Genomic DNA, 26,593 nt, shown 5'->3' with positions numbered 1-26,593 from the left:
ATGGACGCGATCACGGGACAGACGCTGCGCGATTGGGGCTTCACCGGCGGCAGCTGGATGAAGGCTGGCCTCGCCAAGGCCAACGACATGCGTGCGGAGGGCGCGACCGACGATGAGATCCGCGTCGCTCTGCGAACGGTGGAGGTCGAAGCCGTTCCGGCTCCGGTAGCCGGCGCTCCCACGACGGCTCCGATTCCAACGCGCCGTCCGGATCTCGTCGTGCAGGAGCCGCCGATCACGATCTTCGGTGAGCACGACGACCGCACCCGTGGGCAGATCGAACGCTGCATGGGCATCGGCTCGGCCGTGAAGGGCGTCCTCTGCGCGGATGGCCACCTCGGCTACGGCCACCCGATCGGCGGCGTCGTAGCCTACGAGGATCACATCTCTATCTCGGGCGTGGGCTTCGACATCGCCTGCGGGAACATGGCCGTGCGCCTGGACGCCCGGTACGACGACGTGAAGGACCGAGTCGCGACGATCCTGGCCGACATCGGCCGCGTGATCAGCTTCGGTGTCGGGCGCAAGAACGAGGAGCGCGTCGACCACCCGCTGTTCGAGAGCCCGCTTTGGGCTGACGTCGCCGGCGCCGAGGGTCTGAAGAGCAAGGCGCAGGCGCAGCTCGGCACCGTCGGATCCGGCAACCACTACGTCGACCTGTTCGAGGACGAGGCCGGCTTCGTCTGGATCGGCGTGCACTTCGGCTCGCGCGGCCTCGGCCACGCCATCACGACGCAGCACCTGAAGCTCGTCGGCGCGAAAGACGGCATGGAGGTCGACCCGGCACTGCTCCCGATCGATCACGACCTCGGACGCTCCTACATTGCCGGCATCGAGCTCGCTGGCCTCTACGCGTATGCCGGTCGAGAGTGGGTCGTAGAGCGCGTCCGACAGATCATCGGCGGTCAGGTCACCGAGAGCGTCCACAACCACCACAACTTCGCGTGGCGGGAGCGACATGGTGATCGCGATCTCTGGGTTGTTCGCAAGGGCGCGACACCGGCCTTCCCCGGCCAGCGTGGCTTCGTCGGTGGCTCCATGGGCGACGATGCGGTCATCCTGGAGGGGGTCGACACCCCGGCCGCCCAGGAGGCGCTCTACTCCACCGTGCATGGCGCCGGCCGGGTCATGTCCCGCACCGAGGCGCGCGGGCGCTTCGTGAAGGACGAGCGAGGCAAGAAGATCCGCCAGCCCGGCCGGATCCGTCACGACGAGTGGCAGGCGTGGATCCGTGGTCGCGGCGTGCATCTCCTCGGTGGCGAGATCGACGAGGCGCCGCAGGCCTACCGCCGCCTGCCGGACGTCCTGGCAGAGCACGTCGGGACGATCCGGGTGCTGCACACGCTTCGCCCGTTCGCCGTCGCAATGGCCGGCGAAGGGGAATTCGATCCTTACAAAGACTGAGGTTGGGAACCGAGCATCAAGCTCGACTAGCGTCGCCAGCGCGAAGTGATCTTTGAGAGTTCCCAAACAAAAGCTTCTTTCAACAATCCGGGAACTTCTCTGATCGGGATCTCGTCCTCGGGAGACAGGGATGCCTGTAAGGCGATCCTACTTTGAAGTTTTCGCCAGGAATGCACAATAGCGCAGCATGGCAAAACGTGCATAACACAAACCATTACCCACTCAATGAGGCTGTAGTTGCCAAATTCGTTGGATGAGAAGTGGGTTACATCAAAAACAACGACAAATCCGCCGCCGAATATCTGGACCGACAAAGCCCAGGCTGCGAGGTATTTTACAGCCCGATCCCATGTCCAGCTTTTTCCCGTTCCTGCTCCAGCCAATATACGTAGCGCTTGAAAGAAGGGCGAGATGTTGCCTGGGTACTCCGCAACGTGCGCCGGCCACTCTTGCTGGTACTGCTCCCGCAGTTCGATCGGTGCACGATTGATCGCAATATCGATGATTCGCGTAGTTGTGCGTGGAAGCCAAGCGATGATTTCATCTTTTAGTATGCCGGTCATGACTACCCCAAAGGCGCCAAATACAAAAAGCAAAGATTTGATCAGCCATTCCATGAAGGTGCCCCGATCAGATTTGGCATTTGTAGTTCGGACAACGCAGAACGAGCACGAGTCACTCCGATGCCGGTCAAGTTGTAAAAGCGCCGCTTCGGTCGACCTTCTTCTTTCGGATCAATTTTCTCCCAATTGCCTTCGATCCACTTGGCTTTCTCAAGGCGAGCAAGCAGCGGGTAGAGAGTGCCAGCACCTACTCCGGTCGCCTTTGAGATTGCTGCTCCTGAGGCTTCTGCTGAATTTGCCGCCAGCAAGAACTTCAGCACCTTCAAGGTGGGGGCTGAAAGGCGCGGGTCTCGGTCAGCCATTCGGGAATCCTTGAATGTCGATATAGCCCCTATATCGAGTTTCGTTAGAGCTGTCCAGAATGTCCTGCGGTCGCTGATTGAGATCGATGCGAGTCCCCACAAATGGTCCCGATCCGCCCCGCGAGCCCTGGACCTGCGCCGATGTCGAGCGCTGGCTGAAGACCGCATTCCGGGCGATGCCGTACACGCCGATCTACGCGCCGCGCGGCAACACGCTGAGGTCGGCCGACGTGAACCAGCCCAGCGCGACCTTCGATATCGTGGCCTTCACCGGCACCGTGCTCGGCGATCGGTCCGAGGATCGCAGGATCCTGCTGCTCTGGGCGCGGGCCATCGCCACCGAGGGCGAGATCGGCGGCTCGATCGCTCAGTTCTGCGAGGCCCGGGGCATGTATCGCAGCACGTTCGACCGCAAGCGGATCCGGGCCTGTGAGAAGATCGCGGCTGAGAAGAACAGGCGTGACGGTCGGCACTGATCTATGTTCGGCCGCGCTCCATCGAAAATGCCGCAGCGGTCAAGTTTCCTCTTGACGATGCGGAAACGGGCGCCGGACCACAGGTGCGTTGCTGCTTCGTGTCGAACGGCAAAGCATTGGGGACCACCGTGCAGGCCAGTTCGCAGAGCACCACCCAAGCCGGGGCACCGAAGCGCCGCAAGATGACGATCGAGGAGGCCCTCCGCTGGGCCATCCGCGACGAGCTGCCGAAGCGGCGCGCCGACGCCCCGATCCGCGGGCCGCAATGCGCCTCCGACCCGGTTTGGCGGATGGTCGCGATGGGCGGCCGGGTCGACAACTGGTCGCGTGAGCCCGGGATGCCGCCGGCGATGGGTGACCCCCATCCGGACGCCATCACGATCGAGGCGCACCTCCAGGTCCTGAGCGAGACCCTGAAGCGGGTGGCCGTCGGATCCGCGGTCTGCCCGCTCGATCTCTCTCCCTATCCCGTCCAGGTCGAGCTGCGCGGCAAGGCCAGCCTCGACGTGATGGTCGCCGCCGCGATCGACGCCACGCCGTCCTGGCTCGTGACCGGCGCGATCCGCAGCCGGCCGGAGGTCGGCGACGGCATCGCGATCGAGCCGGTGAAATCGACGAACGGCAAGATCACGCTGTGGCGGACGGTGCAGGTGCTGTGCGGCCAGGGCGAGGACGGCACGCCGTGGTTCACGAGCCACGACGAGGTTGCGGTGTCCAAGGGCGACAGCCGGGATACCGGGCTGTTCTGCAAGCTGGACTACACCCGCCTGGGATTCGAGGTCGTCGAGGAGCAGCTGCGCTACGCCTACTGGCACGCCGCGCTCGTCTACCTCGTGCCGGCCCTCCAGCACCTGACCAGCATCGAGGTGCTGCCGCCGAAGTCGCCGATCGCGCCCTGGCTGGAGCCAGCTGAAGAGGTCCGCGCGCCGCTGCCGAACCTACGGCCCCGCCGCCACATCGAGAGCGATCGCCGGGTGGCTGGTCGCCGCGCGGCGCCGATGCGGGCCTCCCCGGTCCGGAAGATCGATCCGCGCGACTGGGCCGCATCACGCAAGTGGCTGGCATAGGTCGACGAAATTCGCCTAGACGGCTGACAATCATTATCTAAAATCGAACCCGCGGCAAATATGGCTGGCTGCCGAAATGCCTGCAATGCCCTGATAAGCCCATGTGAGCATGTATGATGCGTGCGATATTGGAAGACATAACCAATCGCATCTCAAGCGCTTCCATTTTGAAATTCGTAGCGGCGATTCTGGCGATCGTTGTAGCAGCTGGCAGTATATACGTATTTGGATTTCTGGTTTATTTGGGGTCTGCTGGGTTCAAATATTGGCAGGAGGTGCTGCGCGACCATTTTGCGGCAATTATCGGCTTGCCCGGAGCCGCTGCGGTCTCTTTTGCCATCGTAGTTTTTCTTAGACAGACCGAAGGGCCGATCGAATTTGAGGGCCTGGGCTTCAAGTTCAGGGGAGCCGCAGGACAAGTGGTTATGTGGATCGCATGCTTCCTGACGATCACCGCTGCGATTAGGATGTGCTGGGAGATACCCAAGTAAGTCGCCACCAGCATACGAGAGCTTGACCGGGAGAACGGCTTGCGGTAGTTTGGATCCTGCAAAATTTTAGAAGGCCCCGGCGGAAATGCGCGGGGCCTTCGTCGTTTCGGGCTACGCCCGAGCGAGTAGGTGCGGCGCGCCCGAGCGCGTGAAAAAGGCATCGCAGTAAGCCGGCCAGCCAGGACGCCCGAAAAACCCGCAGCCGTCCTCAGGACGGTTGTTGAAGCTGTAGCCCCGGCCCGCACCTCCACCCGAACTTCCCTCGTGCCCCGTTCGTTGTAACCCGCGACACGGCCACGGTTTTCTGACACTATCGGTCCCCGTGATGTTCCAGCCGGGCGCACACGCGTGAGCGCGCATGCGACAGTGACCGCGATCGAGCAGGAGGCCGCAGCCTTCTGCCGGCGGCGCTTCCGCGATCAGGCGGAGTACCTCGAAGCCAAGGACTCGCACTGCAAGCGCATCGCCGCGCTGGTGCGCCAGCTCCGCCCGCAGCTCGGTACCGTCGAGAAGCGCTCGTTCGGCACGTCCGGCACCAGCACGAAGGGCGTCCCCTTCACGGTGACGCGGCGCGCGAGAAAGCGAGCGGCCTGAAGATCAGGCCTGGCCCGGCCACTGACTGACCGGAATGAGCGGCGGGCTCATCCGCATCAAGGTGAGCTCGGTGGGTTTCACCTCGAGCCGCTCGTAGCCGGCCGCCAACAGGATGCCGAGGTCGTTGGGGTGCATGTTGGGCACCGTCCGGACCGTCCCGATGGGCGCGTCGAGCAATTCCTGAACGATCATTTCGGCCTCCACAGTCTTGAAGGTCGATGATGGGGCCGGAAACGGTCTTCGACAAGTTCTGGGCGCTCTTTTCGGGCGCACGATAACTGCCCTTCCCGTGCACCCGAACGGGGTCGGATCGGATGCACGATAACGCCCTCGTTCTGGCGCCGACGATGGCGCTCGTCCTGGCCGAGCCAGACGCGCTCGACGCGGCGGCTGCCCGGTTCGCCGCGGCCAGCCGATCAACCGCGACCCGGCGGGCCTACGCCGCCGACTGGCGCGACTTCACGGCCTGGTGCGCGGAACAGGGCGCCGAGCCCCTGCCGGCCTCGGGCCGCACGGTCGGCCGCTACCTGACACATCTGGCCGGCCTCGCCCGGTCGGTCTCGACAATCGACCGGCGCGCGGCCGCGATCGCCTGCATCCACCGCGCGGCCGGACACGACAGTCCGACCGTTCGTGAGGAGGTCCGGCAGATCCTCGCCGGGATCCGCGCCACGCTCGGCCGGGCGCCAGCGAAGAAGAAGGCGCTCACGGTCGACCTCGTCGGCCAGGTAATCCGCAAGATCCGCGGCAAAGATCTCGCCGCGGTCCGCGATCGGGCTCTGATCCTGCTGTGCTTCGGCGCGGCGCTCCGCCGGTCCGAACTGGTTGGACTAGACGTCTCGGATGTCGAGCGACACCGCCGCGGCCTGATGGTCCGGCTCCGGCGCTCGAAGACCGACCAGACAGGCGAAGGCCGCTCCATCGCGGTCCTCGACGGCAAGCTGAAGATCCCCGCCGCCGTTCAGGCGTGGCTCGAAGCTGCCGGCATCGCGGACGGCCCCCTCTTTCGCGGGTGCGACCGCGGCAAGCTCTCGGCCGAGCGGCTGAGCGCTGGCCAGTTCGCCCGCATCCTGAAGGCGCGCTGCGCCGCCGCCGGCCTCGACCCCGATGCGTTCGGCGGCCACTCGCCGCGGCGCGGGTTCGCGACGACGGCCGGCGACGAGGGCGCGGACCTCAGGCTCACCGCCAAGCACATGCGCCACGTGAAGCTCGAGACGACCGCCGGGTACATCGAGGATGGCGACCTGTTCCGAAAGAACGCCGGCGCGGACTTCCTGTGATGACCTCCGTCCCGCCGCCGATCGCATTCCGCTCGGGCCTGACCGCCTGGGCGCACAGCTTCGGGTCCTGGCGCATCGAGTTGGCGTCCAGCGCGCACGATGCGCCGCTCTACCTCGCCACCGACGGCGCCCGCATCCGCTGGGTCCACGCCGTCGGCGAGGCAACCCGCTTCGAGACATCGAGCGCCGCGTGGGACCTCGTCCACGCCGAGCAACTCGCCGAATCCGTCCGCGTCACCTGCTGAGGCCTGACCGCATGATCGCTGCCGCGCGCGCCGTTTCGCCCGAGCGCACCGTACGGCCGCGCGCCGATGCGCGGTCGGAGCGTCTCATCGAACGCATCCAGGCCGCCCGCGCCGACATCCTCGAGGCGACGCCGACCGAGGAAGTCGTGGACGCGGAGCGCGAGATCCGCCGCGCCGTCATGCAGAGGTTCCGGCTGTGAAGCAGGTGGTGAAGCGCCTCGCCGTGCTGCTGCGCCTCGCCGCGCCGGCCCCGACGCCGTCCTGGCGCGATGCCCGGCCGGTCCTGGTCGGCGCGCCGCTCGTGCTCGGCGCTCCGTTGTCTCGCGGGGAGGCTCCCTGACATGGACGAGCCGTTCCTCGGCGACATCGACACCCAGGTCGCCGCGACCGCACGCGCCGTCGCGCCAGTGCTGATCTCGCCGCCCACCGCGACGCTGATCATGATCGCGCTCGGCATCCTCGCCGTCGTTCTCGCGTTCGACGCGCTGGCGCCGGCCAAGGGCCCGCGCCGATGAATCCGCTGCTCGCCGTCGTCCTCGTCTGCGCGCTGAACACGGCGCCCGACGCCTGCACCCGCGAGACCGCGCTCGACATCGTCGTCGCGCCGGCCTCGACGCCCTTCAACTGCATGATGACCGGGCAGGCCTCGGCGGCCCACGCCGGGCTTCCGGGCGATGGCCGCTTCGCCGTCGTGCGCTGCGAGCGCCGGAGGGCTTCCTGATGGCCGAGCGCATGCAACAGCAGGCACCGCGGCCCCTGCCCCAACCGCAGCAGGTGCAGTGATGCCGCGTCACCGGCTCGACCTCTGGGCGCTTCTCGACGTCTACCGCTGCACGTTCGAGGTTCTGCACGAAGCCGCGCTTCAGTGGCCCTTCGCGGTCGCCGCCGAGGCGGCGCGCTGGTCGAGGGCCTGAACGTGTTCCGCGCCGGCTTCATGCGTTTCGCCCGGGCGCTGATCCGCGCGTTGAAGGACTGATCCGATGTTCCGTTCGACGCTGGCCGCTGTGCTCGCCGCCGCGATGGGCGCGATCGCCGTGCGTCCGGTCGAAGTTGCCTGTGCCGACGCGCTGCTGCCGCGGCCCGAGCTGGTCGCGGTTGGACTGGTCTCGGTCGTCGCCGGTCTGCTCTGGCTGTTCGTGATGCTCTGCCGAGAGCCGAAGCCGGCCCGGCGCGTATCGCTGACCTGCCCGCGCGGCCGGCCGGCGCCGCCGAGCGCCGCCTCGGGCGTGAAGCCTCCGCGCGATGCGGCCGGCCGGTTCAAGGGACGCTGACCATGGCCGCGCAGACGCTGACGATCCTCGATCCGGTCTCGGGTGAGCTGAAGACCATCACCGTCGGGCGCTGATCCCATGCTGGTCCTCGACGCCAGCGAGTTCGGCCTCAAGGCCGAGGCCGTCGGGCGCGCCGCCAAGCAGGTCCCGTTCGTCACCGCCGTCGCGCTGACCAACGCGATGAAGGATGCTCGCGAGGCCGAACGCGAGACCATGCGGTCCGTGTTCGACCGGCCCACGCCCTACACGCTCAACGCGCTGCAGGTGCGGCCGGCCACGAAGCAACGGCTCCAGGCGGAGCTCGGCTTCAAGGAAGGCTTCGGCGGCACGCCCGCCTGGAAGTACCTCGGGCCCCAGGTCGCCGGCGGCGAGCGGAAGCGGAAGCGCTTCGAGATCGCGCTGACCCGGGCCGGCATCCTGCGCTCGAACGAGTACTGCGTGCCCGGCCGCGGCGCCCAGCTCGACGGCTACGGCAACATGAACCGCGGGCAGATCGTCCGCATCCTGTCCGCCCTCGGGGCCGCGTCCGACGCGGCGCAGAACACGATCCGCCGGCCGAAGCGGTCGACCCGCAGGCGCAACCTGGATTACTTCGTCCTGCGCGGGACGCGGGCGCCCGACGGCGTCTACCTGCGCGAGGGGCGCGCCGCGGTACCGATCCTGATCTTCGTGAAGGGGACGAGCTACACCAAGCGCTTCCCCTATTACGAGAAGGGGCGCACAGTGGTGCCGGTCGCCTATCGGAAGCATTTCCGGGCGGCCTGGGAGCGCTTCGTCGTCAACGACGTGCGCCGGAAGGGCTGACCGCGCCGAGGCCGCCAGCGGCACGCGCAGGGCACGGGCGGGGCCGACCAGGCCCCCACCCCCCCAGCCAAATCCAGGGTCCTTCCCGGGAGGGGGTGCCGGTGAGGGGAATTCGGACCCCACCGGTTCACCCTCTAAGAAATTTTGAAATCGGGGGTTGTTGTTGATGTCCGGCGCCATCGACGGCCGGCTCGTGAACCGGGCTGACCTCGCCGGGATCTTCGGCGTCAGCGTCAACACGGTGACGAACTGGATCGAGAAGGGCTGCCCCTACGTCGAGCGCGGCAGCAACGGCGTCGAGTGGCAGTTCGACACCGCCGCCGTGATCGACTGGAAGATCCAGCGCGCCGTCGAGAACGTGGCGATGAGCGCCGGCGACGACGGCACGAAGGACAGCAGCAAGGCCCGGCGCGAAGATGCGGACTGCCGCCGGGCGGTGGCCAACGCCATCGTCGCCGAGATCGGCGCCGATGAGGCGCTGAAGGCGGTCGTGTCCCGACACGACGCGGTCGCCGACATGGCGACCTTCTGCCAGGTCCTCCGGACCGGCCTCTCGAACATGGCCTCCAAGGTCGCCGGGCGGGCGGCCACGATGACCAACGCCTCCGAGATCGAGGCGATGGCCAAGGCCGAGATGAACCGAGCCTTCACGGCCGCTCGCGAGGAGATCGCGCGGCGGTGGTTTGCAGGACGCGACCCCGACGATGACGCTGGCGGAGCGGATCGGAGCCCACCGGCGGGGTGAGTACCCGGCTGGCCGCCACGCGACGCGTACCGAGCTGGACCGGCTCTTCGACGAGGCTCTGGTCTTCAAGCCGCATATGTCCGGCTCGCAGTGGGCCGAGGAGCACGGCCGGATCCCGAAGAGCACCGGATCCGAGAGCGGGCCGGTGACCCTCTACGGGTACCAGCGCGGCCTCATGGACGCGATGTGCGATCCGACGCTGCCGCTGGTGACGGTGCTGAAGGCCGCCCGCGTCGGCTACACCCGGCTCGCCACGCTGGCGATCGGCTACCACCTCCATCAGGACCCGACGCTCTGCGCGGTCGCGCAGCCGGTCGAGGACGATGCGGAGGAATTCGGCGCCACCGAGATCGCGCCGATGCTGCGCGAGACGCCGGTGCTCGCGACGATGCTGCGGCCCGTCCGGAAGGGCGAAAAGCAGGACTCGGCGACCTTCTACCAGCTGTCGAACGGCGCCCTCGTGCGCGTCGTCGGCGCCGCCTCGGACGACGCCTTTCGGCGCTACTCCGCCCGGTTCCTGTTCGCCGACGAGATCGACGGCGACGGCTGGACGCCCGGCGCCAAGACGCAGGGCGACAAGCTCAAGCTGTTCTGGACCCGCGGCGAGACCTTCTACAACCGGAAGCAGGTCAGAGGCTCGACCCCGCTCCTCGAGGAGACCAGCCGGGTCTGGAAGCTCTGGCTGGCCTCGGACCAGCGGCGGTACTTCGTGCCCTGCCCGCAGTGCTCGGAGACCGCCGGCGAGCTCGACGGCTGGCAGTATTTGGACTGGGGCGGCAAAGACACGCCGCACGGTCTGAAGTGGGATCTGAACGAGGACCGGTCGCTCAAGTCCGTCTGGTACCAGGGAACCTGCGGCTGCATCATCGACGAGGGCAGCAAGGCCTGGATGGACGCCCACGGCGAGTGGCGGGCGACCGCGACGCCGAAGACGCCCGGGCACGCCGGCTTCCACCTCTGGACCGGCATGTCGCTCAATGCGAACGCCGCGTGGCCGGTGATCGTGCAGGAGTGGCTGGAGGCCCAGGACGACCCGGCGAACCTCGTCCAGCCGTTCGTCAACCTGCGCCTTGGCCGGCCGTACCGGCAGACCTACGGGCAGGAGATCAAGCCGACGGCGTTCGTGGAGCGCTGCGAGGAATACGGCGCCGAGGTCCCGGATTTCGTCACCACCCTGACGCTGGGCGGCGACGTCCAGTCCGGCGCCAACGCCCGCATCGAGGGCGCCATCTGGGGCTGGGGCCCGGGCCTGGAGAGCGCCCTGATCGGCCATTTCGTCCTGATGGGCGACCCGGCCGAGCCGGGCGTCTGGCAGTCCCTGGACGCCCTGCTGAAGCGGACCTTCCGCAAGGCCGACGGCACCGAGCTACGCGTGAGAGCGGCCGCCATCGACTCCGGCGGCCACCACACGGCCGAGACCTACGCCTTCTGCACCGAGCGCCGGAAGCGCAAGGTCTGGGCGATCAAGGGCAAGTCCGAGGCGCGCGGCGCGCGCACGAAGGTGTGGCCGCGGCTCGCATCCACGAAGCTCGGCTCGTCCTGGTACATGATCGGCGGCAACGCCGCCCGCGACTTCGCCTACGGCTCGCTGCCGCTGGTCGATCCCGGCCCGCGCTACGTCCACTTCCCGTTGGTGCCGGCGCGCGGCTCCCGGCCGATCGACGCCGAGTACTTCGAACAGCTGACCCGCGAGAAGCTCGTGGTACGGCGCCAGGGCTTCACCGAGTGGGAGAAGCCCAAGGCCGCCCACGAGGCAGGGGTGTGCTTCGTCTACGCGTACGTCGCGATGTGCGGGCTCCAGAGCCTGTCCCGCCGCTACGTGGCGCTGGGCAAGATGCCCGACGCGCCCGACCCCTCCGACACGGCCGTGGCCGCCGAGGAGCCCGACGAGGCGCCTCCAGTCGCCGCGTCCGCTCCGGAGGCACCCGCAGCTCCGGCGCCGCGGCCCGCCCCGCCACCACCGCCGCCGGCACCTGCCGCGGCCACACCCCGGATCAGGCGTTCGTCATGGCTGTAGACCACACGGCGCAGATCGTGGCGATGGAGGCCGCGCTCGCGCAGGGCGTCCTGTCGGTGGCCTACGAGGGCAAGTCCGCCTCGTACCGCTCCTTCAAGGAGATGATCCAGGTCATCGCCTACCTGAAGCGGCAGCAGGCCAAGGCCAACGGCCAGGGCCGCGCCGTCGCCGGCGTGGCGGGCTTCTCGAACGGCTACCGGACCCGCGGGTCGGGCTACGGCGGGTACTAGCATGGCCGCCCCCAGGAAGGTGGCCCCCGGACCAGCGCCGCGCCCCGTGCGTGGCGTCCCGGGCAAGATGGCCCGCAGCTACGATGCCGCAGCCTCTACGCGCCTGCGCGAGCCGTGGCTGACGCGGTTCGCCTCGGCGGACACCGAGATCTTCGGGAGCGCGCGCACGCTGCGCGACCGCTCCCGCTACCTCGTCCGGAACAACCCGTACGCGGCCAAGGCGGTCGCATCCCTCGTGTCGAACATCGTCGGCGAGGGCATCGTCCCCCGCCCGGTGACCGGCAACAAGGCGAAGGACAAGCGGCTCCGCGAAGCCTTCGAACGCTGGTCGTTCCGATGCGACGCGGCCGGCCAGCTCGACTTCTACGGCCTGCAGACGCTGCTTTGCCGCGAGATGATCGAGGGCGGTGAGGTTCTGGTCCGCAAGCGGCTGCGCAAGAAGATCGGCGCCGGCGACGTGCCGTTGGAGCTGCAGCTCCTTGAGGCCGACTTCCTCGACCCGGCCCGCAACGGAATGCTGACGCCCGGGACGATCGCGATCCAGGGCGTCGAGGTCGACATCAAGACCCGCAAGCGGGCGGCCTACTGGCTCTACCCGCAGCACCCGGGCAACCTCTGGATCAACACCGGCGAGCCGACCGTCTCGGCGCCGGTGCCGGCCGACGAGGTGCTGCACGTCTACGAGCTGCAGCGGACCCAGACGCGCGGCGTCCCGTGGGGCACGCCGGCGATCGAGAACCTGCAGCTGCTCGCCGATTACGAGCTCGCGGAGATCACCCGCAAGCGGACCGAGGCCTGCATCGCCGGCTTCGTCGTCGACGCCGAGGACGCCGAGGACGAGTCGATCGCGCCCCAGGTCCTGGCGGCCGACGGCTCGGTCTACGAGAAGTTCGAGCCGGGCATGATCGCCCGCCTGCGCGGCGGCAAGGACATCAAGTTCAACGCCCCGAACGCGGTCGGCGGCTACGGCGAGTACAAGGTCAGCCAGCTGCAGACGATCGCGGCCGGCTACCGCGTCCCCTACGAGCTGGTCTCCAACGACCTCTCGAAGGTCAATTTCAGCTCCATGCGCGGCGGCCTCGTAGAGTTCCGCCGCCTGCTGCGCACCATCCAGTGGCACATCCTGATCCAGCTGGCCCTCCAGCCGATCTGGGAGTGGTGGTGCGAGATCGCGTTCCTCGCGGGCGTGATCGACGAGCCCGTGATCCCCGTGCAGTGGGCGCCCCCGAAATTCGAGTGGGTCGACCCGATGGCGGACGCCCAGGCAGCCCAGCTCGCGATGCGTACCGGCATCCGCTCCTACCAGGACGTGGTGTCGGAGACCGGGCGCAACCCGGACGACGTGCTCGACGAGATCAACGACTGGAACACCAAGTGCGATGACCTCGGCATTGTCCTCGACTCCGACCCGCGCGTCACGAACGTCGCCGGCCTTCAGCAGCCGGACCGAGAGATCAGCCCGGGGGACGAGCCGGAGCTCTCCCGCCCGAACCGAGCGGCGCTCGTCCGACTCGAGCGACGACAACGTGGTGCGCCTGCCGCCCGTGCACCGGGACGCCAGCGTTCGGCCTGAGAGCTTCGACGCCAAGGCCAACACGGTCGAGATCGTCTGGAGCACGGGGTCGAGCGTTCGCCGTTACTCGTGGTGGGATGGTGAGGAATACGACGAGGTCCTCTCGATGGAGCCGGGCGCGGTCCGGCTCGATCGCCTGAACGCCGGCGCGGCCTTCGTCGACACCCACGCGACCCACTGCCTCGACAACGTCATCGGCGCGGTGGTGCCCGGCACCGCCAAGATCGAGGACGGGCGCGGCATCGCGACGATCCTGCTCTCGGCCGCCCCCGGCGTCGCCGACACCGTGCAGAAGATCCGCGAGGGCGTGATCCGCAACATCTCGGTCGGGTACTGGCTGCACAAGGTGGTCAAGACCGAGGCCGACGACGGCAGCGTCGCCCGCCACGACGTCGTCGATTGGGAGCCGCTGGAGATCAGCGCCGTCCCAGTGCCGGCCGATGCCGGCTCACAGATCCGGTCCGCTGGGGGTGACGAGGGCGAGGCGATCGCCCGCTCCTCCTGCCTCATCGTGACCCGAACCCCGGCCTCCGGGCCGTCCCCGCAGAGCCGTGGAGACCAATCCATGACCACCCGCACGCCCGCCAAGCCGAAGTCCCAGCGCAACAAGACCCCCGCCCAGATCGAGGCTGAGAAGAAGCGCCAGGCCGAGGCCCGCCGCGCCGCCGCCGAGCGCGCCAAGCGCGACGAGGACGAGGACGAGGACGAGGACGAGTCCGAGCGCGACGAGGAGATGGACGAGGCGCGCGACGGCGACGAGGGCAAGAAGGACGACGACGCGGATGCCGACGACCAGCGCGATGGCGACGACGACGCCGAGGACGACGAGGATCGTGACGGCGACGACGACGAGGACGAGCCCAAGAAGGACGACGAGCGCGCCGCCGGCGTCGCCGCCGCCAAGCGGGCCGCCGAGGCCGCGGTGAAGGCCGAGCGCGTCCGCTCCGCCAAGATCACCGAGATGGCCGAGCGCGCCGGCCTGCCCAAGCTCGGACGCAAGCACCTCGACGCCGGGACCTCGGTCAAGCGCTTCGGCGAGCTCGTGCTTGAGCGGATGCTGAAGAAGCAGGAGGCCCGCGGCAACGAGACCCTCGCCGGTAACGGCACCGAGGAAGTCGGCCGCGACGTCGCCCGCTCCGGCTCGAAGGCCGCCTTCCAGCGCGAGGTCGAGGAGGGCGCGGCCTTCTTCCGCCGTCTCAGCGGCAAGCCCGACCCGAAGAAGAACTGATCCTGCCGGGCGCGCGGGCAACCGCGCGCCGCCCATCCCGACGCGGCCGGCCTGAAGGCGGCCATCCAGGAGACCCGCCCGAATGACCGTCTTCACGAATTTCCACCCGACCGCGCTCTACGCCGGCGACTTCCCGCGCGCGACCCGCTCGCTCGTGATCGCCTCGGGCGCCAACGCCGCCGGCGTGCCCCTGAAGCGCGGCACCCCGCTCGGCCGTGTCACCGCCACCGACAAGTACATCCCGAGCGTGAAGACCGCCTCGGATGGCTCCCAGGTCCCGACGCACATCCTGACCTTCGAGGTCGACGCCAGCGCCGCCGACGTCCGCGTGAAGGCCTACGAGACCGGCGAGTTCGCCGGCGAGGTCATGCCGATCGACGCCTCCTGGTCGATCCAGACGCTGGACGACGCCTTCCGCATCGCCGGCCGGGACATCTTCATCCGCTCCGTCGGCGCGGTCGCCTGACCGCACGCCGCTCCCCGCAACAATCCGGACTGACACAGGGCGCCTCGGGCGCCCTTCTCTTTTGGAGAGCCGCCCGTGCCCCTCGACAACACCTCCGTCTACTCCACCGCGTTCCTGCTTGGCGCCTACGGCGTCATCGACCGGCCGAACCCGTTCCTGTGGAACCTCGCATTCGGCATGGAGCAGCAGTTCGAGACCGAGGAGGTCTACTTCGACAAGGTCGAGCGCGCCCGTCGCCTCGCGCCCCTGGTCCATCCCGGTGACGTCGGCCAGCCCGAGCGCCTGCGCGGCTTCAACGCCGCGAGCCTCGTGCCCGGCTACGTGAAGCCCAAGCACGTGATCGAGCCGAACCGCATGCTGCGGCGCCGACCCGGCGAGCGGCTGCTCGGCGAGTTCTCCCCCGAGGAGCGCCGCGCCATGATCGTCATGGACACGCTCAAGATCCAGGACGACCAGATCACCCGCCGCGAGGAGCTGATGGCCTGTCAGCTCATCCAGACGGGCGGCCTGGTCCTCTCCGGACCGAACTATCCGCAGCGCACCGCGGTCGACCTGCAGCGCAATCCCAACCACACCGTCGCGCTGACCGGCGGCGCGCGCTGGGGTGAGACCGGCGTCGACGCGCTCGACTTCCTGCGCACGTCCGCCGCCACGGTGCAGAAGAATTCGGGCTTCCATCCGAGCGTCGTGGTGCTGGATCCGCTCGCCGGCAACTTGCTGGTGAAGTCGCCCGGCATCCAGCAGATCATGAACTCGTTCCGCCAGACCAAGGGCAACGTCGATCTCGGCGGTGTCGTGGTCGGCGGCGTCGGCCGCGAGGCGAAGTACCTTGGCGACACCGGCGAGTTCGAGTTCTGGGTCTACCAGCAGTACTTCACCGACGATCAGGGCAACGTGACCCAGTTCATGCCGGACTACACCTGCATGATGCTGGATCCGGTCGGCGCGCAGGGCACCCGCCTCTACGGCGCTATCCAGGACGTCCGTGCGCTGCGCGCGATGCCGCGCTTCCCGAAGAATTGGATCAGCGAGGACCCCTCCGCGGAGTACCTCATGACCCAGTCGGCGCCGCTGCCGGTCCTGGGCTGGGTCGACGCGACCTTCTGCGCGACCGTCCGCTGATCCCGCCGGCGCCGCTCCGGCGGCGCCTCTCGCTCCCGCTGAGGTGAGGCCCGGCGTCCATGCCGAAGAAGACCATCGTCACCAAGATCGCCCTCGGCGTCGAGGATCCGGATCACGACGTCGTTGAGGTGCGCGACACCACCGGTACCGTGCTCGTGCCCGCCTCGCGCGGGATCGCGCACAAGAAGGCCGGCGAGGCCGTGACCCTGGACGCCGACGAGGCCGACCGGATCATCGCCCGCTTCGGCGGCGAGGTCCTTGAGGAGATCCCGGACGAGGGGCCGGCCGCCGACGCCAAGCCGGCCGGCAAGGCCGCCGCGAAGCCGGCCGCCGCGTGATCGACCTCGCCGCCCTGGCGCTCGGGCCCGGCATCACCGCGTTCGGGCGCCCGGTCACGGTGACGCCACTGGCCTCATCGCCGGCCCGCCAGCCGTTCGACGCCACCGGCATCTGGACGGTGAAGAACACCAGCATCCAGCTCGAGGGCGACCAGAGCCTGAACACCACGGTGCTGACGCTCGGGATCCGCCTCTCCGACTGGAAGTACGAGCCCGAGCAGTTCGCCCTCGTGCGCATGCCCGCCGCCGGCTTCTACCCAGACGAGGGCACGTTCTGGATCGACGACATCGATCCGGACGGCCAGGGCGGCGCCACCCTCACCCTGAAGCGCGGGAAGCCGCCGGAGCTGTGATGCCGTCACCGTCGACGCTGATCCGCGAGGCGATCATCGAGCGCCTAACGGGTCAGGACTGGCTGGCGGTCAAGGCGCTCCGCCGGCAGCCGCGGCCGCAGATCCAGCCCAACAACCTACCCGCGCTCCTGGTCATCCTCGTCGACGAGCTGGAGACGCCGGAAGACGAGGCCAACACCGGGCCGCCGCGCTTCATCAGCGAGGTGACGATCGGCATCTCGGTCGTGATCGGCCAGCAGCCGCCCGAGCAGCTCGACGCCGACCTCGACGACATCGTCGACCGGATCCGGTCGCACCTCCTGACCGACCCGACCTTCGTGCGCGGGGTCGACCCAAGCAAGGACGAGGACGATCCGGAGCGCTACCCGCTGTTCGAAGCGGTAAGCAAGGTCCGCCGCGGCCGCCTCTTCCCGCAGGAGGGGGAGACGTACTTCGCGGAAGGGCGCCTGGAGATCACCTTCCTGGCGCGCACGAACTACGAGCCGGTGATCCCGGACGTCCTCGAGCACGTCGTCGTCACCGCCCGCCCGGCCGGCGCCGGCCCGGGTACGCCCCCGATCGGGCTCACGATCGACCTTCCCACGACCTGAGCCGGCCCGCGCCGCTCCCATCCAGAGGACATCGCCATGGCCGGATCAGCCACGGTCGCCGTCAGGGCGACCGAGGAGCGCTACCGCGCGCTCAAGCACATGCCGTCGCAGACCGGCTTCGAGGCGGACGGCACCGCCCGCTGGCCGGCCGACCAGTTCACGTTCCGCTTGCGGGACGAGGGCGCCATCGAGGTCCTGGAGGATCTGCACGACGCCGGCGGCCCCGCCGCCGCGCCGACCTCCGCCAAGCCCGCCACCAGCGCGAGCGCCGCCGCGCCCGCCGCCGCTTCGCAGGAGTAAGCCGCGATGGGCATCACGCGCGTTCCGGACAACTACAAGATCCCGGGTCCCAACACCCAGATCGACCCCTCGCGGGCCGGCACCCCGACCTCGCTGAAGTGGGCGCTGCTCGCGGGGGTCCTGACCTCGGCCGGGTCAGCCACGCCGAACCAGGTCGTCGCCTGCGGCACGAACGCGGACGCCGACGCCCTGTTCGGCCCGGGCTCGATGCTCGCGCGCATGTTCAAGACGTTCTTCAAGGGCGTCACGAGCGTGCCGATCTACTGCCTGCCGGTGCCGGAGCCGGCCGCCGGCGTCGCGGCCACGGGCACGATCACCGTCACGGCCGCGCCGACCGTCGCCGGCACCTATCCGCTCTACATCGCGGGTCAGCTCGTGCCGATCGCCATCGTCTCGGCGGACACTACGTCGACGGTGGCCGCCAAGATCGCGGCCGCGATCACCGCGACCCCGGACCTGCCTGTCACGGCTTCCGCGGCCGCCGCTGTCGTCACCCTGACGGCCAAGTGGAAGGGTCTGACCGGCAACGACATCAACGTCCAGGACTGCTACCTCGGCCGCTACGGCGGCGAGCAGCTGCCGGCCGGCCTCGCAGTGACCTATCCGACCGGCAATCAGCTCTCGGGCGGCACCGGCACGCCGGACTTCACCTCGGCGATCGCGGGGCTCGGCGATGCACCCTACAAGTTCGTCGCCCTGCCGGTGAACGACTCGGGCTCCTACAGCGTCTGGGACGCCGAGTACGGCTTCACGGACAGCGGTCGCTGGGGTCCGTACCGCCAGAGCTACGGCCAGATCTTCTCGGCGCGCCGCGGCGCCTACGCCGATCAGGCCACCTGGGGCCCGTCGAACAACTCGGCGGTCATCTCCCCGATGGCCTTCGAGCCGCAGAGCCCGTCGCCGGTCTGGGAGTGGGCCGCCGCCTACACCGCCGCCGCGGCGTTCTCGATCAACGCCTACGCGGCCCAGCCGCTGCAGACGCTGCCGCTCGTCGGCGTGCTGCCGGCGCAGAAGGCCTACCGCTGGAACAAGACCCAGCTGAACGCCCTCGCGCAGGTCGGCCTCGCGATCCAGGGCACGGACCTCTACGGCGGCACGACCAATCAGCCGGTGATCCTGCGCGAGCAGACCTCCTACCAGAAGAACGCCTACGGTCAGGCGGACAATGCGTTCGAACTGGTGACCACGCTCGCCACCCTCGACGAGCGCTACACCCGCGTCCGGCAGCGGCTCACCAACGCCTTCCCGCGGATGGCGCTGGCCAACGACGGGACCAAGTTCGCCACCGGCAAGCCGATCGTCACGCCGCTGATGATCAAGGCCGAGATGGTCTCTGAGTATCGGGACATGGAGTACGACGGTCTCGTCGAGAACGCCGCGCTCTACATCGCGAACCTCTCGGTGACGCGCTCCAATACGGAGCCGAACACCGTCGAGATCCTCGACCCGCCGGACATCGTCAATCAGCTGCGCCGGCTGAACATCCTGGCGCAGTTCCGCCTGCAGTTCCCGCTCAGCGCCTCCGGAACCTGATCGGTCCTCCACGCCTTCCCGTAATCCAACCTGCCCTCTGAGGCGGGTTTTTCTTTGGAGCACCGGCCATGGGCCAGAGGATCGCCGGCACCGCCTTCGTGAAGGCCGGCAACAAGCAGTATGACCTGCGTGGATCGTTTGTCGTGTCGCCCTCGCCGTCGAAGCGTGAGGGCGTGGCCGGTCAGGACGGCGTGCACGGCTTCATCGAGACCCCGCGCGTGCCCTTCATCAAGGGCGACCTCTCGACCACGGCCGGTCTGACCATCTCCGAGCTCGACGCCATGACGGACATCACCGTCACCGCCGAGCTTGCGAACGGCAAGACCTACGTCCTGTCAGGCGCCTGGACCGAGTCCGCCCACGAGATCGATACCGGCGCCGGCAAGGTGTCGGTGAACTGGATGGGCCTCACCTGCGACGAGATCTGATCATGGCAGACCCCACCGAGGCCCCGGCGCGGGACCCGCGCGAGATCACATGGCCGTACGAGCACCAGCTGGCGGCCGCAGTCCGTGCGCACGACGAGATGGTCAAGGTGCTCGTGTTGCGCGAGCCGACCGGCGAGGAGGTGATCGAGTTCGGTCTCCTCGAGGGCCTGTCGGCCGACCAGTTCTTCCCGCTGGTGAGCAAGCTCGCGAGCGTGCCGACCTCGACGCTGAAGAAGATCGGCGCGCGCGACATCCTCTCATTGGGGACCATCCTCAGCCGTTTTTTCGTGTGGGCGGCCCTGCCGCCGGCGCCGTCGACGACTGCCTCCGCCTAGGCCTCGACTTCCACGCGTGGCCGTTCAGCCGGCCGATCGGCACCTTGCCGCCGGCGACCGTGGCTCACCTGATGGGCCGTACCCTGGCGCTTAGGCCACCTCCCGCCCCGCCCGAGGACGACGATGGCTGACGACAAGCTCAAGATCGTCGCCACCGTCGAGGATCAGTTCACCGGGCCGCTCTCGAAGCTCCAGAAGGGGTTGAAGAGCGTCGGCGACGAGACGGCTAAGCAGGGCGCTGCCTGGAAGAAGGACTGGGAGGGCGCGCGCACCGAGGTCGCCAAGTTCCAGGGCGTGCTCGGCGGCTTCACGCCGATCCTGTCGGCGGTGGGCGTGGGCAGCTTCGGCGCGGTGATGTCGATCACCGGCCTCACGTCCGCGATGAAGGCCTTCACCGGCAACACGCAGGGACTGTCGATCATGGCCCGGGAGACCGGCGTCACGATCGACAAATTGCGCGCCTTCGGCGAACTCGGCGAGCGCTTCGGTGTCTCCGCCGACGCGATGAAGAGCTCGATCGGGTCATTCGCGACGACCATGTTCGACCTGCGCCGCCGCTGGGGCGAGGCCTACTCCGGCCTGCAGGCGATGAACCTCGGCAAGCTCGCCGAGGATCTCGTCAACGCGCCGAACATGGAGGCCGCGCTCAAGCGGGCCATGGACGGCCTCCAGAAGATCCCGGAGCCGGAGGTCCGCCGCCGCGTCTCCCGGATGCTGTTCGGCACCGAGGATGTCGGCCGGGTCGCGGCCTCGATCGGCGGCGACATCGGCGCGACGCTCGACGAGATCGCCCACAAGATGGGGCGCACGACCCAGTCGCAGGTTGAGGCCGCGCAGCGCTTCGAGCGGTCGATGTCCGACCTGCGCGCCAATATGGAGGGGCTGAAGACCGGCGCCCTCACGCCCCTGATCGACGAGTTCAACCGCCTCGTCACCTATCTGAACCGGCCTGAGTCGGTCTCGTTTTTCAAGGGCGAGCTCGACCGCGTCGGTCAGGGTTTGAAGGACACCGCGACCGAAGCGCAGCAGCTGATGCAGCTGTGGGAGCGCTTCAAGGGCGTGTTCAGCGACGACGCGCATGCACCGCCGGCGTTCGCCAAGAAGGCGGCCCCCGGCGAGGCGCCGGCCGCTCCGAGCGAGGCCGAGGCGCGTCGCGCTCAGCTCGAAGGCCGCAGGGCCTCCGTCGAGCGCCAGAAGCAGCTCTTGGAGCGGAACCCGGACGCGGCCGACTACCAGCGCAAGCACGACCGGATGGTCGAGGAGCTGAAGCGGGTTGGCGACGAGCTGCAGCGCCTGCGCGAACAGGGCGGTGCGACCGTCAGCCCGTCGAGCTACGGTGGACTGGGTGCGCCCGGCGGGTCGCTAATCCAGAAAGCAGCGTGGGGCGGCGGTGGCCTCGGTGTCGGGGGTGGTTTCGGCGGCGCAGGCATCTACGGCGGCCCAGGCGGCGGTTCGGTCGGCGGCTCTGGTGGCGTGCGTGATGCCCCGGCTGGCGCCGATCTTGGTGACGGCATTCGGGGTCGGCCGTTTGGGAGCAACGGACCGGCCGCCGCATCCGGTCCTATCCGAACCGGCGAAGGTGCGAGCCGGAGTGGCCGTGCGACGATCGGAAATTGGTGGACCTCAGAGCGGCAGCGACATGCGATCGACACCCTCGTGAAGGGCGGTGTCTCTGATCTCGGCGCTCGGGCGCTTGTCGCCCGTTGGTCGGCTGTCGAGGCGCGCGGCGGACCGGGCTCGGTGAACCCCAAAAGCGGCGCGTTCGGTATTGCGCAGTGGCTGGGCCGAGACCGGCTTCCCGGGATCAAGGGTAACACCAACTTCGATGCGCAACTCGCCTACGCGCTGAAGGAACTGCACACCACCGAGCGGAAGTCGCTGGCGCAACTCAACCGGGCGCGAAACCCGATGGAGGCGGCGACCGGCGCATCAATGTTCGAGCGGGCAGAAGGCTACAACGGCCGAACCGGCGTCGATAATTTCACCGGCCAAACTGCCAATGCCATGGGACTTCTCGACGGGGCCAATGCCGCGTCAGGCGCCAACAGGGGCCCGCTTTCGGATCCGGCTGGGCCGCTGTCTGACGGTGGGACCGGCACTCAGGGTGATGGTGCGCCAGAGCCGACCGACGGCCGAGGTGTGAATGCCGACCTGATCAAGGTTCTCAAGCGGGCCCAGCAGCTGAGCAAGGTCAAGTTCCACATCCACGAGGGCCTTCGCACCCTGGAGCGCCAGCGCGAGATGGTACGACGCGGCTGGTCCAAGACCATGGACAGCGAGCACCTCAAGGGGCGCGCCGTCGACGTCCGAGCCGATGGCGACCCGGCAGTCGGCGCCCTAGACCGCAAGAAGTACGAGGAGATCAACCGCGCGATGCGGCAGGCCTCCGACGAGGCCGGTGTCCCCGTCGAGTGGGGCGGCGACTGGAAGCGGTTCAAGGACGTCCCGCACTTCCAGTTCCCGAAGGCCTACAAGGCTCGACCGGAGGCCTACGCGGGCGACGCTCCGGCCTCCAAGTCGCGGGCAGAGGATGCTCCCGGGCCGCGGGCGCCGGGTGGCGGCGCAGGCAAGAGCGGCACCCTGCACATCAAGTTCGAGAACGCGCCGCCTGGGATGCGCACCAAGCACGACATGGACGGGCTGTTCCGTGAGACATCCATCTCTCACGGGCGGTCTCAGATGGACATGAACCGAGCTTGAGCTACGGACCGACGCGCCCACGCAAGGCGTAGCAAAAGGCCTGCTTCAGGTCGTCGGTCCACCCGCAGTAGCGTTCGCGGTTGAATTCATACGCCGCCGCGGGTTTGCCGTTGATCTTCCAGCGATGGAACTGACCCTGATGGTCGGGCCAGTCGATCGTTATGCGCCGCCCTTTAAGCGTGAATACTTGCTCGTACGCGCCGCCAATCTGGGGCTCGGACATGCTGCAGCTGCCCTGCTCAAAGATGTTCGCATCGTAATCGTCGAAGCTGCACTGCACCGCCATGGCCGGCGCGGTGGAGATCAGCAGGGTCGCGAGGATCAGAGCGGGGCGCATGCCGCCAACCTATCCATACCGCTCAGGTTGTCGAGGCCGACCGAATGTCCTGGCGTGACGATCTCCGCCCTGCTTCGTTCCGGGGCGTGCCGTTCTACGTGGCGGCCAACTCCCGGACCAACGGGCGGCGCGGCTTCACCTACGAGTTCGCGAAGGGCGACCGATCGCTCGACGAGGACCTCGGCCGCCGCGTCACCCGCGTTGCGGTCTCGGGCTACGTCATCGGCGACGACTACGATCTGCAGGCCGACGCTCTTGAGGCGGCGCTCAACCGCGAGGGCGGCGGCACGCTGATCCTGCCGACCCTCGGGCGCATGTTCATGCGCTGCGAGTTCGGCCCGCGCGCTGAGCGCAAGGAAGAGGGCGGCATCGCCTACTTCGAGATGGCCTTCGTGGACGCCAGCGGCGGGACGGCGGCGCTGTTCGGCGAGAACACACAGGCGGTCTCGGCCAACTTCGCGACGCAGCTCGCCGACGCCTCGGAACTCTCCGCCGGCACCGACGACGACTGGAGCTAGGACCGCATGACCTTCGCCCAGCGCCGCATCGCCGTCGCGGCGCTGAAGGCCGTGCTCGACGCCCTTCTAGCGTCCGGCGCGAGCGCAGCAGATCAGAACGGGGCGGCGCTCCGTCAGCTCTGCGGCGCGCTCTCGGCCGACGGCGTCGGCCAGGTTCAGGCCGGCACCTTCGGGCCGCCGCTGCGCGCGTGCTTCGCGGCTGCCACCGCGGCCGGCGCCACCTTCGCGGGTATGGATCAGGTCCGGCAGGAAGCGCAGGCCGTCACGGCCCAGGATCTGCCGGTGCAGCGCGTCGCCCAGACCGCGGCGCGGTTTGCTCTCGTCGAGATGTCCCGGATCATCGCGGCGACGACGTTCACGAGCCGCCAGGACGTGGACGCAACGCTCGCGCGGGTTAACGCCGCCTTCGTGCCGGCCGAGGACTTCGCTGCCGGCCAGTTCAACAACACCGTCTGGCGGGCGCTCATCGCTCTCCACGGCGCGGTCGTGCGCGATCTGGGCGCCAGATCCCGGCCACTGCCGCGGATTGTCTCCTACGGCTTCGGCACGCGCATGCCGCTGCTGACGCTCGCCAACCGCCTCTATGGCGATGCGGGCCATGCAGACGAGCTGCTCGCGGAGAACCGCGACACCGTCCACCCGCTGTTTATGCCGGCCGCCGGCCGCGCGCTGTCAGCCTGAGCAATGCCCAGCCCCGACCTGATCTGCGAGGTCCGCACCGAGAGCGGCACCTACCGCGACTGGCTGACGGTCTCGGTGAGCCAGTCCTTCGACGCCGCATGGCAGCGGACTTTCCGTTTGACTTGCGCGGAGCCGAGCCGGAGCTTGGTCCAGCGGCTGTTGCCGGGCGCTCGGGTCGACATCGCCCTCGCCGGGCAGGTTGTGATCCAGGAAGGCTACATCGGCCACCGGCAGGCCGCCTACGACGCCAACCGCCATGGCGTGCAGGTCGACGGCTTCTCAAAGGCCGAGATCACGAGGCGCGCCTCGGCCGACGCCGGCACCGGGCAGTTCCGGGGCTACAAGGTCGACGCGATCGCCAACCGGCTGCTGAAGCCGCACGGGCTGAAGTTCCGGGTAGAGAATGGCCCGGACGGATGGGACACGCCATTCCCGAACGTCATCATCCGGCACGGCGAGACGCCGTTCGATGCCATCTCGCGCCTATGCAATCAGCGCGGGCTCTGGCTCAGAGCCGACGCCAACGGTGACTTCGTTGGTGGCGCCAAGCAGGGCGGCGCCACGGCGATGTTCGAGGAGGGGCTGAACATTCTTTCCGCCAACTGCTCGATCGCCATGCCGTCCGTGCAGGACATCGTGGCGCGGTCGCAGCAGCCGGGGTCGGACAGCCTATTCGGCCGCAAGGCCGCGGAGATCTCGGCCAAGGCGCAGATGTCAGATGGCATCCCGGGGCTGTCCCGGAAGGTGCTTGCGGAGATGCCGCTCTCCCAGAAGGAGCTGCAGCTGCGCACCAACATGGAGGCGCAAGCCCTCGAGGCCGACCTTCTCCGGGTGACCTTGGTCTACCAGGGCTGGCTGAACCCGAACGGCGAGCTGTGGTCGCTCTCCGACTTCGTCACGGTGAAGTCGCCCATGCTGTTCCCGACGGCAGACGGCCTGATGAACCTCAAGCTCTGGGGCTACACCTACACCCAGACGCCCGAGGGGCAGACCACGACCGCGATCGAGCTCGTGAACGCCAAGGCGTTCCAGCAGAAGAACCCCGACGGCCAGGCGTCCGACGGCTTCTACAACCGGCCGGTGACCCCGGCGCAGCCCGAGGCAAGCACGTGAGCACGCTCCGATCCGGCGGCGACGACTCCGCGCGCCGCTCCTACCTTGGCGTGTCCCGGGCCACGATCATCGAGGCCGACGACAAGCCGAAGATGCAGGAGGTCACGGTCCGGGCCCGGTTCGGCGAGCAGTTCTCGAACGTCGAGGCCTGGGGTCACTACGGCATCAGCTACGTGCCGTTGCCGCCGGACAAGGACGGCGAGGCCGAGGTGCTGATTGCCTACCTCGGCGGCAGCCCTGACCACCCGGTCGTGATCGGCGTCGCCGACCGCCGCCATCGCCCGAAGGACATGAAGCCCGGCGATGTCGCCTTCCACGATCACCGCGGCTCGCTCTCGACCTTCACGAAGGACGGGATCACCCATCGCACGCCGCTGACGATCACCCACAACACCGTCGACAAGGACGGCAAGGTGACCTCGTCCGTGGTGCAGGATCCCTCGGGCAAGGTGACGATCACCAACAAGGACGGCGCCACCATCGTGATGGATGGCCCGAACCTGACCACCAAGCCCGGCGCGGGCGGCAAGCACATCATGGACGGCGACGTGTCCGTGAAAGGCGCTCTGGACGCCAGCAAGGCGATCACCGCGCTGTCGATGCTCGCCGGCGGTCTGCCGGTGAAGACGTCCTGAGATCATCGGAGCCGACCATGGGCCTGCGCTACACCCCGCCCGCGCCCTCGTGCGCGAGCTGCCGCCACTTCGCGCTCAACCCGCACCCGGCCGAGTTCGGCGCCTGCCGGCGCCATGCCCCGCGCCCGGCCGAAGGCGGGAGGGTGAAGGCCGCGATCTGGCCTGGCGTGCTGGGCACCGACCGGTGCGGCGAGTACGAGTTCGATCGGGCCCGCGCCAGCGACTACGTGGTCGGCGAGAGCCGCGCGTGAGCGACGTCCGGATCGCGCCGAAGGGCACAGGCCCGGGCCAGCCCTTCCAGGCCGTCGACCTCGACCTGCTGCTCACGCCGGCGGGCCAGCTCGACACCTCGGACGAGCTCGCCACGGCCGTCGTCGTCGCCCTGATGACCGACGCGCTCGCCGGTCCGGACGACGCGCTGCCGGACTCGCGCGACACCGACCGCCGCGGCTGGTGGGGCGACGTCGACGCCGCCGAGATCTGGGACGGCTGGCCGATCGGCTCGAAGCTCTGGCTCCTGTCCCGGACCACGATCACCGGGGCGGCCGCCCGCAAGGGCGCCACGACCGTCCAGGTCGAGGACTACATCCGCGAGGCGCTCCAGCCGTTCCTCGACCGGAAGATCGCGACCCGCCTCGACGTCACGGTGGTCCGCGCCGGCGTCGAGCGGATCGAGGCGCGGATCGTCATGTTCCGCGGCGACGAGCTGCTGCTCGACCTGCGCTTCTCCGACCTGTGGGCCGGGGTCGTCGTCTCCGCGCCGACCGGCTGACCGGCCGCCCACCAATGCCACC

The 26,593-nt window shown here is 68.7% G+C and carries 39 protein-coding genes; 35 read left to right on the top strand and 4 right to left on the bottom strand.

Translation table 11 applies throughout. The annotated features are described in order from the left end of the window. A complete protein-coding gene (locus ACLBX8_RS08150) occupies positions 1-1,404 on the top strand; it encodes an RtcB family protein (RefSeq protein WP_447714912.1) in 1,404 nt (467 codons plus the stop codon). Positions 1,405-1,430: 26 nt separating this feature from the next. Here the strand turns inward: ACLBX8_RS08150 and ACLBX8_RS08145 are convergent, their stop codons facing one another. Together ACLBX8_RS08145 and ACLBX8_RS08140 are read right to left on the bottom strand one after the other, a co-directional pair. After that, positions 1,431-2,021 (bottom strand): hypothetical protein, encoded by a 591-nt coding sequence (locus ACLBX8_RS08145; RefSeq protein ID WP_447714911.1) that lies wholly within the window; start codon positions 2,019-2,021, stop codon positions 1,431-1,433. Beyond that, positions 2,009-2,329: a PadR family transcriptional regulator gene (locus ACLBX8_RS08140; RefSeq protein WP_447714910.1), complete on the bottom strand. Its 321-nt coding sequence runs from the start codon at positions 2,327-2,329 to the stop codon at positions 2,009-2,011. The genes ACLBX8_RS08145 and ACLBX8_RS08140 overlap by 13 nt, the downstream gene beginning before the upstream one ends. A gap of 86 nt (positions 2,330-2,415) precedes the next feature. On the opposite strand from ACLBX8_RS08140, the gene ACLBX8_RS08135 reads away from it, so the two are divergent. The 4 genes from ACLBX8_RS08135 to ACLBX8_RS08120 all read left to right on the top strand — a co-directional run bounded on the left by ACLBX8_RS08135 (position 2,416) and on the right by ACLBX8_RS08120 (position 4,957). Then, positions 2,416-2,805 (top strand): hypothetical protein, encoded by a 390-nt coding sequence (locus ACLBX8_RS08135; protein WP_447714909.1) that lies wholly within the window; start codon positions 2,416-2,418, stop codon positions 2,803-2,805. Positions 2,806-2,987: 182 nt separating this feature from the next. Next, a complete protein-coding gene (locus ACLBX8_RS08130; protein WP_447714908.1) occupies positions 2,988-3,872 on the top strand; it encodes a hypothetical protein in 885 nt (294 codons plus the stop codon). 113 nt (positions 3,873-3,985) lie between these two features. Beyond that, positions 3,986-4,363, top strand: a complete 378-nt coding sequence (locus ACLBX8_RS08125; protein WP_447714907.1) for a hypothetical protein — start codon at positions 3,986-3,988, stop codon at positions 4,361-4,363. A gap of 366 nt (positions 4,364-4,729) precedes the next feature. Continuing rightward, positions 4,730-4,957: a hypothetical protein gene (locus ACLBX8_RS08120; RefSeq protein WP_447714906.1), complete on the top strand. Its 228-nt coding sequence runs from the start codon at positions 4,730-4,732 to the stop codon at positions 4,955-4,957. 3 nt (positions 4,958-4,960) lie between these two features. Here the strand turns inward: ACLBX8_RS08120 and ACLBX8_RS08115 are convergent, their stop codons facing one another. Beyond that, the gene (locus tag ACLBX8_RS08115; RefSeq protein WP_447714905.1) at positions 4,961-5,149 is read right to left on the bottom strand and encodes a hypothetical protein; all 189 of its coding nucleotides are present in this window, start codon (positions 5,147-5,149) and stop codon (positions 4,961-4,963) included. A 122-nt stretch (positions 5,150-5,271) separates the two neighbouring features. On the opposite strand from ACLBX8_RS08115, the gene ACLBX8_RS08110 reads away from it, so the two are divergent. The 24 genes from ACLBX8_RS08110 (at position 5,272) to ACLBX8_RS07995 (ending at position 22,515) form a co-directional block, all read left to right on the top strand. After that, the gene (locus ACLBX8_RS08110; protein WP_447714904.1) at positions 5,272-6,237 is read left to right on the top strand and encodes a site-specific integrase; all 966 of its coding nucleotides are present in this window, start codon (positions 5,272-5,274) and stop codon (positions 6,235-6,237) included. Beyond that, a complete protein-coding gene (locus ACLBX8_RS08105; protein ID WP_447714903.1) occupies positions 6,237-6,482 on the top strand; it encodes a hypothetical protein in 246 nt (81 codons plus the stop codon). The genes ACLBX8_RS08110 and ACLBX8_RS08105 overlap by 1 nt, the downstream gene beginning before the upstream one ends. Positions 6,483-6,493: 11 nt before the next feature. Next, complete coding sequence (locus ACLBX8_RS08100) at positions 6,494-6,682, top strand: hypothetical protein (protein ID WP_091927472.1); 189 nt, start codon at positions 6,494-6,496, stop codon at positions 6,680-6,682. Next, the gene (locus ACLBX8_RS08095) at positions 6,679-6,822 is read left to right on the top strand and encodes a hypothetical protein (protein ID WP_447714902.1); all 144 of its coding nucleotides are present in this window, start codon (positions 6,679-6,681) and stop codon (positions 6,820-6,822) included. The genes ACLBX8_RS08100 and ACLBX8_RS08095 overlap by 4 nt, the downstream gene beginning before the upstream one ends. 1 nt (position 6,823) lies before the next feature. After that, positions 6,824-6,997 carry a hypothetical protein gene (locus tag ACLBX8_RS08090; RefSeq protein WP_447714901.1) on the top strand — a complete coding sequence of 58 codons (174 nt, stop codon included), beginning with the start codon at positions 6,824-6,826 and terminating at the stop codon, positions 6,995-6,997. After that, complete coding sequence (locus tag ACLBX8_RS08085) at positions 6,994-7,203, top strand: hypothetical protein (RefSeq protein ID WP_447714900.1); 210 nt, start codon at positions 6,994-6,996, stop codon at positions 7,201-7,203. The genes ACLBX8_RS08090 and ACLBX8_RS08085 overlap by 4 nt, the downstream gene beginning before the upstream one ends. A 61-nt stretch (positions 7,204-7,264) precedes the next feature. Continuing rightward, complete coding sequence (locus tag ACLBX8_RS08080) at positions 7,265-7,396, top strand: hypothetical protein (protein WP_280141967.1); 132 nt, start codon at positions 7,265-7,267, stop codon at positions 7,394-7,396. Between the two features lie 66 nt (positions 7,397-7,462). Then, positions 7,463-7,753, top strand: a complete 291-nt coding sequence (locus ACLBX8_RS08075) for a hypothetical protein (protein ID WP_091927474.1) — start codon at positions 7,463-7,465, stop codon at positions 7,751-7,753. A gap of 78 nt (positions 7,754-7,831) precedes the next feature. Further along, a complete protein-coding gene (locus ACLBX8_RS08070) occupies positions 7,832-8,557 on the top strand; it encodes a hypothetical protein (RefSeq protein WP_447682681.1) in 726 nt (241 codons plus the stop codon). A 166-nt stretch (positions 8,558-8,723) separates the two neighbouring features. After that, positions 8,724-9,302: a terminase small subunit gene (locus ACLBX8_RS08065; protein WP_447714899.1), complete on the top strand. Its 579-nt coding sequence runs from the start codon at positions 8,724-8,726 to the stop codon at positions 9,300-9,302. After that, positions 9,262-11,319, top strand: a complete 2,058-nt coding sequence (locus ACLBX8_RS08060; protein WP_447714898.1) for a phage terminase large subunit family protein — start codon at positions 9,262-9,264, stop codon at positions 11,317-11,319. Before ACLBX8_RS08065 ends, ACLBX8_RS08060 begins: the two co-directional genes overlap by 41 nt. Beyond that, positions 11,310-11,549: a phage head-tail joining protein gene (locus ACLBX8_RS08055; RefSeq protein ID WP_447682678.1), complete on the top strand. Its 240-nt coding sequence runs from the start codon at positions 11,310-11,312 to the stop codon at positions 11,547-11,549. The genes ACLBX8_RS08060 and ACLBX8_RS08055 overlap by 10 nt, the downstream gene beginning before the upstream one ends. 46 nt (positions 11,550-11,595) lie before the next feature. After that, the gene (locus ACLBX8_RS08050; protein WP_447714897.1) at positions 11,596-13,122 is read left to right on the top strand and encodes a phage portal protein; all 1,527 of its coding nucleotides are present in this window, start codon (positions 11,596-11,598) and stop codon (positions 13,120-13,122) included. Continuing rightward, positions 13,079-14,350: an HK97 family phage prohead protease gene (locus ACLBX8_RS08045; protein ID WP_447714896.1), complete on the top strand. Its 1,272-nt coding sequence runs from the start codon at positions 13,079-13,081 to the stop codon at positions 14,348-14,350. The genes ACLBX8_RS08050 and ACLBX8_RS08045 overlap by 44 nt, the downstream gene beginning before the upstream one ends. Positions 14,351-14,432: 82 nt before the next feature. After that, positions 14,433-14,816, top strand: a complete 384-nt coding sequence (locus ACLBX8_RS08040) for a head decoration protein (protein WP_447714895.1) — start codon at positions 14,433-14,435, stop codon at positions 14,814-14,816. Between the two features lie 75 nt (positions 14,817-14,891). Continuing rightward, a complete protein-coding gene (locus ACLBX8_RS08035) occupies positions 14,892-15,938 on the top strand; it encodes a major capsid protein (RefSeq protein WP_447714894.1) in 1,047 nt (348 codons plus the stop codon). 59 nt (positions 15,939-15,997) lie between these two features. Next, a complete protein-coding gene (locus ACLBX8_RS08030) occupies positions 15,998-16,276 on the top strand; it encodes a hypothetical protein (RefSeq protein ID WP_447714893.1) in 279 nt (92 codons plus the stop codon). Further along, positions 16,273-16,629: a head-tail joining protein gene (locus ACLBX8_RS08025; protein WP_447714892.1), complete on the top strand. Its 357-nt coding sequence runs from the start codon at positions 16,273-16,275 to the stop codon at positions 16,627-16,629. The genes ACLBX8_RS08030 and ACLBX8_RS08025 overlap by 4 nt, the downstream gene beginning before the upstream one ends. Next, the gene (locus ACLBX8_RS08020; protein ID WP_447714891.1) at positions 16,629-17,219 is read left to right on the top strand and encodes a hypothetical protein; all 591 of its coding nucleotides are present in this window, start codon (positions 16,629-16,631) and stop codon (positions 17,217-17,219) included. The genes ACLBX8_RS08025 and ACLBX8_RS08020 overlap by 1 nt, the downstream gene beginning before the upstream one ends. Before the next feature lie 36 nt (positions 17,220-17,255). After that, positions 17,256-17,519, top strand: a complete 264-nt coding sequence (locus tag ACLBX8_RS08015) for a hypothetical protein (RefSeq protein ID WP_447714890.1) — start codon at positions 17,256-17,258, stop codon at positions 17,517-17,519. A gap of 6 nt (positions 17,520-17,525) precedes the next feature. Further along, entirely contained in the window at positions 17,526-19,052 is a 1,527-nt protein-coding gene (locus ACLBX8_RS08010) for a phage tail sheath subtilisin-like domain-containing protein (RefSeq protein WP_447714889.1), read from the top strand. Between the two features lie 68 nt (positions 19,053-19,120). Next, on the top strand, positions 19,121-19,480 hold the full coding sequence (locus tag ACLBX8_RS08005; RefSeq protein WP_447714888.1) for a phage tail tube protein: 360 nt from the start codon (positions 19,121-19,123) through the stop codon (positions 19,478-19,480). A 2-nt stretch (positions 19,481-19,482) separates the two neighbouring features. Next, the gene (locus ACLBX8_RS08000) at positions 19,483-19,815 is read left to right on the top strand and encodes a phage tail assembly protein (RefSeq protein WP_447714887.1); all 333 of its coding nucleotides are present in this window, start codon (positions 19,483-19,485) and stop codon (positions 19,813-19,815) included. A gap of 123 nt (positions 19,816-19,938) precedes the next feature. Next, a complete protein-coding gene (locus ACLBX8_RS07995; protein ID WP_447714886.1) occupies positions 19,939-22,515 on the top strand; it encodes a M15 family metallopeptidase in 2,577 nt (858 codons plus the stop codon). Position 22,516: 1 nt separating this feature from the next. Here ACLBX8_RS07995 and ACLBX8_RS07990 read toward each other — a convergent pair whose 3' ends face one another. Further along, positions 22,517-22,852 (bottom strand): hypothetical protein, encoded by a 336-nt coding sequence (locus tag ACLBX8_RS07990; RefSeq protein ID WP_447714885.1) that lies wholly within the window; start codon positions 22,850-22,852, stop codon positions 22,517-22,519. Positions 22,853-22,896: 44 nt separating this feature from the next. On the opposite strand from ACLBX8_RS07990, the gene ACLBX8_RS07985 reads away from it, so the two are divergent. Genes ACLBX8_RS07985 through ACLBX8_RS07960 form a run of 6 tightly spaced genes read left to right on the top strand, consistent with a single transcriptional unit; the run spans position 22,897 to position 26,571 of the window. Next, complete coding sequence (locus ACLBX8_RS07985) at positions 22,897-23,370, top strand: DNA circularization N-terminal domain-containing protein (protein ID WP_447714884.1); 474 nt, start codon at positions 22,897-22,899, stop codon at positions 23,368-23,370. A gap of 6 nt (positions 23,371-23,376) precedes the next feature. Then, entirely contained in the window at positions 23,377-24,051 is a 675-nt protein-coding gene (locus ACLBX8_RS07980; RefSeq protein ID WP_447714883.1) for a hypothetical protein, read from the top strand. Between the two features lie 3 nt (positions 24,052-24,054). Continuing rightward, positions 24,055-25,164 carry a phage baseplate assembly protein gene (locus tag ACLBX8_RS07975; RefSeq protein ID WP_447714882.1) on the top strand — a complete coding sequence of 370 codons (1,110 nt, stop codon included), beginning with the start codon at positions 24,055-24,057 and terminating at the stop codon, positions 25,162-25,164. Then, on the top strand, positions 25,161-25,799 hold the full coding sequence (locus ACLBX8_RS07970) for a phage baseplate assembly protein domain-containing protein (RefSeq protein WP_447714881.1): 639 nt from the start codon (positions 25,161-25,163) through the stop codon (positions 25,797-25,799). Before ACLBX8_RS07975 ends, ACLBX8_RS07970 begins: the two co-directional genes overlap by 4 nt. A gap of 17 nt (positions 25,800-25,816) precedes the next feature. Next, complete coding sequence (locus ACLBX8_RS07965) at positions 25,817-26,050, top strand: hypothetical protein (RefSeq protein WP_447714880.1); 234 nt, start codon at positions 25,817-25,819, stop codon at positions 26,048-26,050. Continuing rightward, a complete protein-coding gene (locus ACLBX8_RS07960; RefSeq protein WP_447714879.1) occupies positions 26,047-26,571 on the top strand; it encodes a phage GP46 family protein in 525 nt (174 codons plus the stop codon). Before ACLBX8_RS07965 ends, ACLBX8_RS07960 begins: the two co-directional genes overlap by 4 nt. Positions 26,572-26,593 lie beyond the last annotated feature (22 nt).

The sequence above is a fragment of the Methylobacterium sp. D48H genome (assembly GCF_053345715.1).
Note: the sequence above shows the minus strand (reverse complement) of the source record. Positions and strands in the feature narration are given on the sequence as shown.